A 9,058-nucleotide genomic window follows, 5' to 3' on the forward strand; every position below is an offset into this window, starting at 1 on the left:
CCGTGGGCACGTCGACCTGGCGCAGCGCCGCTGGCGACGCCACCACCAAGCCGTGGCCATGCGGTGCCACGACCGAGCCCGAGGGGCGCGGCGGGGCACTCCTACGCCACGTTGGCGGCGGAGGCGCTGGGGGGATGTCGGACGGTGCGGTGCGCGCGTCGCTGCTGCACGACAACACGCGCGAGGACGTGGAGCGGCTGCTGGCGGGGCTGGATTCACTGCCATGAGTCCGGTGGTCATCAGCAGCGCAGGGCAGCGCGTCACCGGAAGCGGTAATAGGGGTCGTGTCCGAAGCCGCCTCCGGGGTCGAGCTGTACCGCGAAGGAGAGATACCGCTCCTTGAATTGCGTGATGAGCTCCTTGCAGAGCGGGTCCCACCGCTCTTCGGCCGTCTTGATCCGGTGCAGGTTCTGGCTGTCGAGCGCGGCCTTGTCGATATCGATGACCTGCATGCCATTGGCGCCGCGGTTCTTGGAGGCAAGCCAGCGCGTGATGATGCTGACCTCCTTCCGGTTCGTGATCGAGCGCACCGGATCCGGGTCGGAGTAGAGGCCGGGAGCCGCCGAGCCCCAGGGCGAGGCGGGGAGCTTCCCCGCGGCGGCCTTGGAGGCGAGCTTCCGGGTCTTGTCCGTTGCTCCCGCTGATGCATCGAACACCGTGATCCCCAACTGCTTGTCCTTGTTGAGTGAGCGATCGATGACGCGGAAAGAGCCCTGAGCGGCGGACTCCACGTACTCGAGCTCCGAAGACCACAGGTACGCCTTCTCCTGGACGTCGGGATCCGTTGGATGCGAGACGAAGTTCAGCCAGTTGTAGTGCTTGGAAAGGCTCTGTCCATAAGGGATGCGTGCGGCGACCAGGTCCATCAGCATCAGGTTGGTCAGGAATGCGCGCGGGTTCCGAAAGGACTCCGCCAGGAACAGCACGGAGGCCAGGAGCGGTATCGCGGCCATGGGCCCCGAGGTACCGACACTCCTGCCCTTGAGGACATCGCGCAGGTTGTCCAGGGCGGTCAGCAGATCGTAGTGATGGTCCACGAAGTACGCGGCGATCTTCGCGTACGCGGGATTGTCGCCGAACGCCCGGATGCTCTCGTCGCTGAAGTAGTAGGACTTGTTCGCCTTGATGATTTCCCGGTGACCGATGTTGTAGATCGTCACGGGCGCCTTGCTCTTGCCCTCGTTCCAGCTCCCCGACTCCCGTTCGTCGGCGTCGAGGTATCGCGTATAGACGATGTCCTCCAGCCACCGCAGCGGTGTCAACGCGGCGCGCTCGCTCTCCCGGCTCATCTGTACCAGGTGTCGATTGTACTCCTCGACCAGGCGATCGAACTGCTTGGCTGAGAGGTACTGCGAGCTGTGGTGAGATTGCACGAAATCCGAGAGGGTCAGCGACCCCTGGGGGGCGTTCACGGAGAGCTGGACGATGCGGCCATCAGGGACATCCCTCCGCATGCCTGGGTCGAACCCCGTTCGCAATCGCGTCTCGATTTCCTCGTAGGCCATCGCCGCGAGATAGAGGAGCGCGGTGCCATCGATGTAGTGGCCCCCGGAGTTCTTCAGGAAGATGCCCTTGTTTCCGATTCCCGGCATGGAAGCCCCTCATGGACGACTCGGATGAACAGCCAGGACCTTCCGTCGTGGGGCCGCCGGCCGCAAGTACCCGAGGGGTTCCGCGATGCGTATGTGTATCGGCGGGATGGACGCACTGGGGAGGGTGAGGGCTGGAGCGGAGGAGCCGAGGAGGGCCGCTGACGGGGGCCGCACCAGCCGCGAGCCCCCTTGGGGTAGACGCCGGCCCTGGCCAATGGAATGTCTTCAGGAGGGGATGCGGCCAGCGGCACCGGCGAGGCAGCCCGCTCGAACTCGGGTCACCTGCGGCGAATGAACGTGGGAGGGCGGCGTGACGCCGGCCCCGCTTCGCTACCGGGAGAAGACCCATGACGTGCATGCACTGGCGTGTCGCCACCACGCAGCGGGAGATCGATGACGCGACCCGCATCCGCTGGGCTGTGTTCGGCGGAGAGCTGGGATTGCTGTCGGGGCAGCCGTCGCCGTCGCGGCGGGAGGTGACGTGCCTCGACACGCTCGACACCACGTTGCACCTGCTCGTCTATGCCGACACCGAACCCGTGGCGACGCTGCGGCTGCTGTTGCCCAACCCGGAGGTGGCGGCGCGCGTGGGCGGGACGGTGGGCATCGACATGGAGCAGCGGGTGGACCTCTCGGGGGTGATCCGGCCGGAGATGGTCATCGCGGAGCCCTCGCGCTTCTGCGTGCTGGAGCCGTGGCGGCGCTCCGAGGCCGTCACGTGGCTGCAGGCGGCCCTCTACGTGGAGAGCCGGCGGCGCGGGGTGACGCACCTGATCGCCTCCGCGAACCTGGACACGGACTCCCGCGAGGACGCGCTGCTGGCGTGGCAGGTGGCGGCCTCCCGGGGATGGCTGAGTCCGCACTGGCGGGTGGACGTGCCCGACCCGTGGCAGGCCCCGGCGCATCCCCGCAGTCCCTTCTACACGCCGGAGGAGCGGGCGCAGGCGGCGCAGGGGGCGCTGGACGGACTGCGGCTGCCCAGGGCGCCCTCGCTCTTCGCCCGGTCGCTGGGCGCGCGCTTCATCGCGGAGCCGCTCTTCGACACGTACTTTCGTTGGTTCACGCTGCCGCTCATCATCGCGCTCGATGAGGTTCCGGCGGACTCCGTCGCGCGCTTCCTCGCGCTGGAGAACGGCGCGCGCCCCGCCGTCTAGGCCCGGGGCGGTTCCTTCCTTCCCTTCACCTTCAACACGCAACAACCGGGAGCCCCAACGCGCCCCGGACGGGAGACGTACGTGCAAACACAGACGGAGAGTCAGTCAGGGACGAAGTGGGTGGCGTTGCTGGACGAGGAGGCGCGAGGGCTGGTGGCGGCCGTGGATGCGCATCCCGATGCCCGCCGCGTCTTCAACGGCACCATCGACGCGGCGGGCTACATCCACTACCTCATCCAGACGTATCACTATGCCCGCTGGAGCACGCCCATCCTCGGCGAGGCGGGGGAGCGGTTGAAGCGGTTGGGACGGCACCCGGAGCTGGCGGAGCTGTTGATCCAGAAGGCGGGGGAGGAGCGCGGGCACGAACTGTGGTTGCTGTCGGACCTGAAGAACCTGGGGTGCTCGCAGGCGCAGGTGGAGGCGGCGGCGCGGAGCCCGGCGGTGGATGCCTATACGGGATGGAACTTCTTCACGTCGCGCTCGGGCGCGCCCACGGCGGTGCTGGGGACCGCGTACGTGCTGGAGTACCTGTCACAGGCGCGGGCGGGCGTGGGGGCGGAGCGGCTGCAGGCGGTGGCTGCCATTCCCAACATCCACAAGGCGGTGACGTTCCTGCGCAGCCATGGGGCGCTGGACGGAGACCACGTGGCGGAGATGGCGAGGATCCTGGAGCGGCTGACGGATCCGGAGGAGCAGGCGGCGATCCTCTTCTCCGCCCGGGCCACCCGGAGCATCTACCCGGGCATCTTCCGGGAGGGGGACCCCTCCGGCCTCCCCCTCGCGAGGTAGCGCGTTCCACCGAGGCCGCCCCTTGCGGACGCAGGGGGCGCGCCTGTTTCCTCAGACAGGCTTGTTGAGACGGGCGGCCTGGTAGAGCAGATCCGCGCGGCTGTCGACGCCCAGCTTGTTGCGGATGTTGCGCACGTGGGTATCCACGGTCAGGACGGCGATGCCGAGCTCACTGGCGATCTGCTCGCTGGACCATTTGCGGAGCAGGTACTTCGCGATCTCTGCCTCGCGAGGGGTGAGCTTGCGCCGCATGTCCACGGGGAGCGGGATGGACATCGGGATCTCGTTCATCAGGAGGGCCCATCGCCGCGGACCCTCGCGGGCGGGCAGCTCGACGAACCGGACCGTGCGGTAGCCATCCTCCTGGAGCGAGGTCCAGACGTTCTTCTCGAGCCGCTTGTCCGCATCCATGCGAACCAGCGCATCCAGCCGCTCCTTGAGAGGCAGGGGGAGTCCGGAGGCGTGGAAGTCGGAGGGCGCGAACCACCGCTCCAGGAGGACGGCGGCGTGCGGAGAGCGCATCACCTCGCGGGAGGGAGGCTCCACGACGAGATACGCGGTGTCAGGGCGGCCGTAGAGCTCTTCGAGGAGGTGGGCGCCGGTGCTCAAGGCCTGGACGTCACTGCAGTTGCGCACCGCGTTCACCAGGTGCTGGGTGAGGCTGGAGAGGACGGTGGCGCACCGGGAGGGGAAGGCGCGTCGCCGGGTCCGGTAGAGCGCGAGGGCGCCGAGGAAGTCGGGGCGGATGGGAAGGAGGACGGCCATGACGTGCTCCAGGCCCAGCCCCAGCTCCCGGCTGCGTTGGTAGAGGAGGCTGTGTTCATACTCCCCGCGGGGGAGCATCTCCTCATCGACGAGGACCTCGTTGGGCCGGGCGAAGATGGGGGCCCGGACGAAGTCATGGTCGGACACGCTGGCATACTCATCCCCATCCAGCAGGGGGATGGGGGGGCCCGGGACCAGCCATTGGAAGTCGAGGACCGGCGTGGTCCGCATCAGGCACAAAGCCATGGTGTCGGACGGTGCGAGCTCGAGGAGGGGGGCTCGCGCGGCTTCAAGGACCTCGGAGAAGGACAGGGAGCTGTTGAGCGCCGTGATGACCCTGTCCCTGAGCATGTGCTCGTGGGTATTGAGATTCATTGAGCCGGACATCCGCCCTCCCGGGGGTAGGCCACGCTGTGGGTGTGCACATGGCGTACCCCATCCATAGGCACGGAGTGAAATCCTGTCCCTCACTCCTGCGGGGGATTGACAGCGGAGGGCGGTTTGCGGCAGCAGTTGCCCGGGGTCGCGCGACGAGAGGCGGCAGGCGCCCGGTTGTCTGGGGGCAGGGCACTCGATATGAAGCGGCGCCAATGATTCGCAACCTGTGGATGTCTGTCGGCCTGAACGGCGTGTTCTGAGGCCTCGTGGAAGGTCTCAGGCGGGCTACCAGCGAACCGGCCCGAAGCGATCGATGAACCGACCCGTGCCGGCGTCGGCGCCCTCGGTCGCGAGCGCGACGATGGCGTCCGTGCCTTCCCTGAGGGTCTGCGGGCCGCTGTGTCCGTTCAGGTCCGTCGCGGTGTAGCCCGGGTCGACGGCGTTCACCCGGATGCCGGGCAGCGCTCGTGCGTACTGGGTCGTGAGCATCGTGACCGCCGCCTTGGAGGCCGTGTAGAGCGGGAGGATGGGTTTTGATTCGACGCGGTCCGGGTCGTGGGTGAGCGCGAACGAGCCCATCCCGCTGCTGACGTTGATCACCGCCGGGTGCTTGGAGCGTCGAAGCAATGGCAGGAACGCGTGTGTGACGCGCACGATGCTGGCCACGTTCGTGTTGAGGACCTCGACGGCGTCCGGGCCCGTCAGCTGTTCGGCCGGGAGGTGTGAACCGCTGATCCCGGCGTTGTTGATGAGCACGTCGAGGTGCCCCTCGTGCGCCGTGATGTCGGCCGCGGCGCGGGCGACCGATTCGTCGTTGGTGACATCGATGGGCACGAATCGAGCGCCGAGCCGCTCGGCCGCGGTCCGGCCCCGCGCGGGGTCGCGGGCTCCGATGAGGACGGTGTGGCCAAGCTCGATGAGGCGGCGAGCGGTCTCGTAGCCGAGGCCCTTGTTGCTACCGGTGATGAACGTGATGGTCATGCCGACAATCTCGCTCACCGATGGGCTCGCTACCAGGGACAGCGCGACGGTAGGAACAGGAGTACCAGCCTCAGCGCGTCGGTTGCGCTACCATGACGTAGATGATGCTCGGGCAGACCCGCCTCGGAACGACGCTTCGGGTGTGGCGTGACCGCCTGCCTCCCGCTCAAGTCGGCCTGCCCGCCGGTCGATCGCGCCGCACCGTGGGTCTGCGACGAGAGGAACTCGCCGAGTTGGCCGGTGTGTCGGTCGACTACATCGTACGTCTCGAGCAGGGCCGGGCGACCACGCCGTCCGTCGAGGTCGTGGCTGCGCTCGCCCGGGTCCTCCAGCTGACGCGCGCCGAACGCGATCATCTCTACAGCCTGGCGGGGCTGCAGCCTCCGGGGGATCGAATCATCAGCGATGAGCTCACACCCGGAGTGCAGCGTCTGCTCTCACGGCTGGGGGAGATCGCGGTGGGGGTGTTCGCCGCCGACTGGCGTCTCTTGTGGTGGAGCCGAACCTGGGCGGCGCTCCTCGGCGATCCGTCCCGCGTCGCACCGGAGGACCGCAACTTCGTGCGTGCGCGCTTCCCGGTCGCGGGCAGCAGCGCATGCGTTTCGCAATGGCCGGTCCGCGTCACCTTCCAGGACGCGAGCGATCGCGCGATCGTCGCCGACGTGCGACGCGCGAGCGCTCGTTACCCCGAAGACCGCCGCCTCACCGAACTTCTCCAGCGCACGCTCGACGGCAACGCCCACTTCGCGCAGCTCTGGGGCGACGGCGCGGTCGGTGAGCACGCCGAGGATCGCAAGACGGTCGAGCACCCCCTCGTTGGCGAGATCAGGGTCGATTGTGATGTCCTCCACGCCAGCGACGCCGACCTGAGGCTCGTCGTCATGACCGCCGCACCCGGCAGCGAGGATGCCCGCAGGATCGCGCGTGCCGTCGCTCACGCCAGGTAGGCGTCTGCGAACCACGGCCGAACCTTTTCACCGCGCCGGTGTCGAACAGCGGGATTCGAGACCGGAGGATGTGCACCTTGTCGCCGACCCCCACCCTTTCCCGCCGTGAAGTGCTTGCCGCTGCCTCCGCCGTCGGACTCCTCGGGTGCGGGGCGCGGTCCTCCCTGAAACCCACGGCGCCGGCCAGGAGCGCGGTCGTGCTGGGGGCTGGACTCGCGGGGCTTGTCGCGGCGTTCGAGCTGATGAAGCGCGGCTTCGACGTCCACGTGCTCGAAGCGAATGCTCAACCCGGAGGACGCATCCGGACGATCCGCGCTCCGTTTCCGGACGGGCTCTACGTCGAGGCTGGAGCCACCCATGTGGTCGGTGATCCCGACCTGCTGGCGCTGTTCTCCGAGCTGAACGTCGGCCTGTTCGAGCCGGCTCGGCGCAGGTGGCCGAAACAGGTGCTGTTCAAGCGTGGACAGCGGTCGGTCTTCAGCGCCGGTGAGGCCATTCCCGAGGAGGACCTGCCCCTTCGCGAAGACGAAGCCTCATTGGATTTCAACGGGATGCTGGAGAAGTACTTCGGCACGTTGAAAGACCACGACCCTCGCAAGCTCGACGGGGCTGGCTCCGAATACTCACGCCTCGATGGCCTCACGGCCGAGCAGCTCTTGATGGAACGGGGTGCCTCCGAAGGCTTTCGCCAGCTGGCGGAGACCTCTTTCTGCCCGAGCGGCAGCTTGAAGACGATGTCTGGGTTGGCCTTGATGCGCGAGGCGCTCAACATCCAGCTGGAGATTGGCTGGGGCAGCGCCAGGCGGGTGGTGGGAGGCTCGGACACGTTGCCCAGGGCACTGGCTCAACGGCTTGGCGACCGCGTCATCCTGGGTGCGCTCGCGCGCCGCATTGAACAAGGAGCGCAGGGGGCTACGGTGACGTTCACCCGGAAGGGTGAAATGCATCAGCTCTCGGCCCGGCACATCGTCTGCGCGCTGCCTGGAACGCTCGTGCCCCGGTTGGAGATGGCTCCGGTCCTCCCCGCGGCCCAGCTTCAAGCGTTCTCCCTCATCAACACGGTGTCGGTCGTTCAGGTCTACGCGGCCACGAAGACGCGCTACTGGAATGCGCGCGGGGAGAGCGGCAACGCCGACACGGATCTTCCGGTGGGGCGCATCAAGGATGAGTCGGCATTGCAAGAAGCGACGGCAGGAATCCTGGGCGCCCATCCCAGTGGAGCCGAGAGCAGGCGCTTGAGCTCGCTCGCGGACGGAGTGCTCCACCGCGAGGTCATCGACGCGATGGAGCGCGTTCATCCGGGGCTCCAGGACCAGCTGCTGTCCGTTCATTCGGTCTGCTGGGACAACGAGCCGAACATCCGGGGCGCCTTTACGTGGCTCGGCGTCGGACAGCTGACGCAGCAGCAGCCGCTGCTTCGCAGACCCCACGGCGCCATGGTGTTCGCCGGCGACTACAACTCGCATCGACCCGGCTTCATGCATGGCGCGTTGGCGTCCGCACGAAGGGCCGTCGCGGAAGTCGTCAGCCGTGAGGCGATGCTCGCTACTTGACGGCCCCGAACTCTCTCATTCGTGCCTCGGGCGCGCCGGGACGGAGCGAGCGGGTGCTCGCGGGCGTGGACGCCCCGCACTCACTTCCCGCAGACACGGTTTGCATCGGCCACGCAGTCGTGGGTGTTCTGGCAGCTCGTGCAGCGCAACTTCGTGCTGTTGTGTTTGTAGTAGCAGCCGACGGGCTCGGAGCGGGCATCACGCACCTCGCAGAATACGATGGTGCCGGTGGAGCAGAGCGGCTCCGCGACCGGCTCGCCGCAGCAGCCCTCGCCGTCGAAGTGGGGCCGCACCTCCGTGGTGCACTCCATTCCGGTCGGCCCCCCCTCTCCTCCGGGGTCCGTGCCGTCACAAGCGGTGAGGGTCAGTGCGAGGAGCCATCGCCACGGTCTGGAAGTCACGCGTCGTTCCTGTCTTGGGAGGTGGGATTGCCGGTGTGAGTGTATCGAGGAGATGACGCCTCCGTGCAACCCTGGAGGAACCCTCATGATGCGATGGCGCTGACGGACGACGCGTGCATGACGGGCTTCAGCGCGGAGCAGGTGCAGCGCATCGGTCTGGGAGTCGCCGCGCGCCTCATGCGGGACGGCGCCAACGTCCTGCTGTTCGGGCGGACGCCAGCACGACGAGCTTCCCCCTCGTCAGCAGCGTGCCGGCATGCAGCGAGCCGGTGATGATGAGGCTCCGGTGCGGCGGGTTGACGAGGAGCCCGTCCACCCGCAGGTCTCCGAGGATGATGGAGGTCCCGCCCGCCTGCTCCAGCTCCGCCAGGTGTACGGGGCCGGGGAAGACAGTGGTGCCCTCCTGGAGTGGGCCAAGGTAGTCCCCGAACTCAGGAGGGATGCGGGCGTTGGGGCTCGCGGCTTCATCGGCGGACAATGGGCGCGGGGTGGGCG

Annotated in this window: 9 protein-coding genes; 4 read left to right on the forward strand and 5 right to left on the reverse strand. The window is 67.9% G+C overall.

What is annotated here, in order from left to right:
* Nucleotides 1-260: 260 nt before the first annotated feature.
* Entirely contained in the window at nt 261-1,592 is a 1,332-nt protein-coding gene (locus D7V97_RS10870) for a hypothetical protein (protein ID WP_120610542.1), read from the reverse strand.
* Between the two features lie 347 nt (nt 1,593-1,939).
* Here D7V97_RS10870 and D7V97_RS10875 point away from each other — a divergent pair, with 347 nt between their 5' ends.
* Both D7V97_RS10875 and D7V97_RS10880 read left to right on the forward strand, forming a co-directional pair.
* Entirely contained in the window at nt 1,940-2,746 is an 807-nt protein-coding gene (locus tag D7V97_RS10875) for a GNAT family N-acyltransferase (protein ID WP_120610543.1), read from the forward strand.
* Between the two features lie 81 nt (nt 2,747-2,827).
* The gene (locus D7V97_RS10880) at nt 2,828-3,538 is read left to right on the forward strand and encodes an iron-containing redox enzyme family protein (RefSeq protein WP_120610544.1); all 711 of its coding nucleotides are present in this window, start codon (nt 2,828-2,830) and stop codon (nt 3,536-3,538) included.
* Nucleotides 3,539-3,589: 51 nt separating this feature from the next.
* Here the strand turns inward: D7V97_RS10880 and D7V97_RS10885 are convergent, their stop codons facing one another.
* Both D7V97_RS10885 and D7V97_RS10890 read right to left on the reverse strand, forming a co-directional pair.
* Nucleotides 3,590-4,678 carry a response regulator transcription factor gene (locus D7V97_RS10885; RefSeq protein ID WP_120610545.1) on the reverse strand — a complete coding sequence of 363 codons (1,089 nt, stop codon included), beginning with the start codon at nt 4,676-4,678 and terminating at the stop codon, nt 3,590-3,592.
* Nucleotides 4,679-4,966: 288 nt separating this feature from the next.
* Nucleotides 4,967-5,680: an SDR family NAD(P)-dependent oxidoreductase gene (locus D7V97_RS10890; RefSeq protein ID WP_199728768.1), complete on the reverse strand. Its 714-nt coding sequence runs from the start codon at nt 5,678-5,680 to the stop codon at nt 4,967-4,969.
* 83 nt (nt 5,681-5,763) lie between these two features.
* Here D7V97_RS10890 and D7V97_RS10895 point away from each other — a divergent pair, with 83 nt between their 5' ends.
* Nucleotides 5,764-6,609, forward strand: coding sequence for a helix-turn-helix transcriptional regulator (locus D7V97_RS10895; protein ID WP_120610547.1), 846 nt, complete (start codon nt 5,764-5,766; stop codon nt 6,607-6,609).
* A 197-nt stretch (nt 6,610-6,806) separates the two neighbouring features.
* On the forward strand, nt 6,807-8,162 hold the full coding sequence (locus tag D7V97_RS10900) for an NAD(P)/FAD-dependent oxidoreductase (RefSeq protein ID WP_158623330.1): 1,356 nt from the start codon (nt 6,807-6,809) through the stop codon (nt 8,160-8,162).
* Between the two features lie 80 nt (nt 8,163-8,242).
* Here the strand turns inward: D7V97_RS10900 and D7V97_RS10905 are convergent, their stop codons facing one another.
* Together D7V97_RS10905 and D7V97_RS44600 are read right to left on the reverse strand one after the other, a co-directional pair.
* Nucleotides 8,243-8,473, reverse strand: coding sequence for a hypothetical protein (locus D7V97_RS10905; protein WP_120610549.1), 231 nt, complete (start codon nt 8,471-8,473; stop codon nt 8,243-8,245).
* A gap of 265 nt (nt 8,474-8,738) precedes the next feature.
* On the reverse strand, nt 8,739-9,058 hold a 320-nt coding region (locus D7V97_RS44600), incomplete at its 5' end, for a hypothetical protein (RefSeq protein WP_158623331.1).

It is taken from the genome of Corallococcus sp. CA053C, assembly GCF_003611675.1.
Lineage (GTDB): Bacteria > Myxococcota > Myxococcia > Myxococcales > Myxococcaceae > Corallococcus.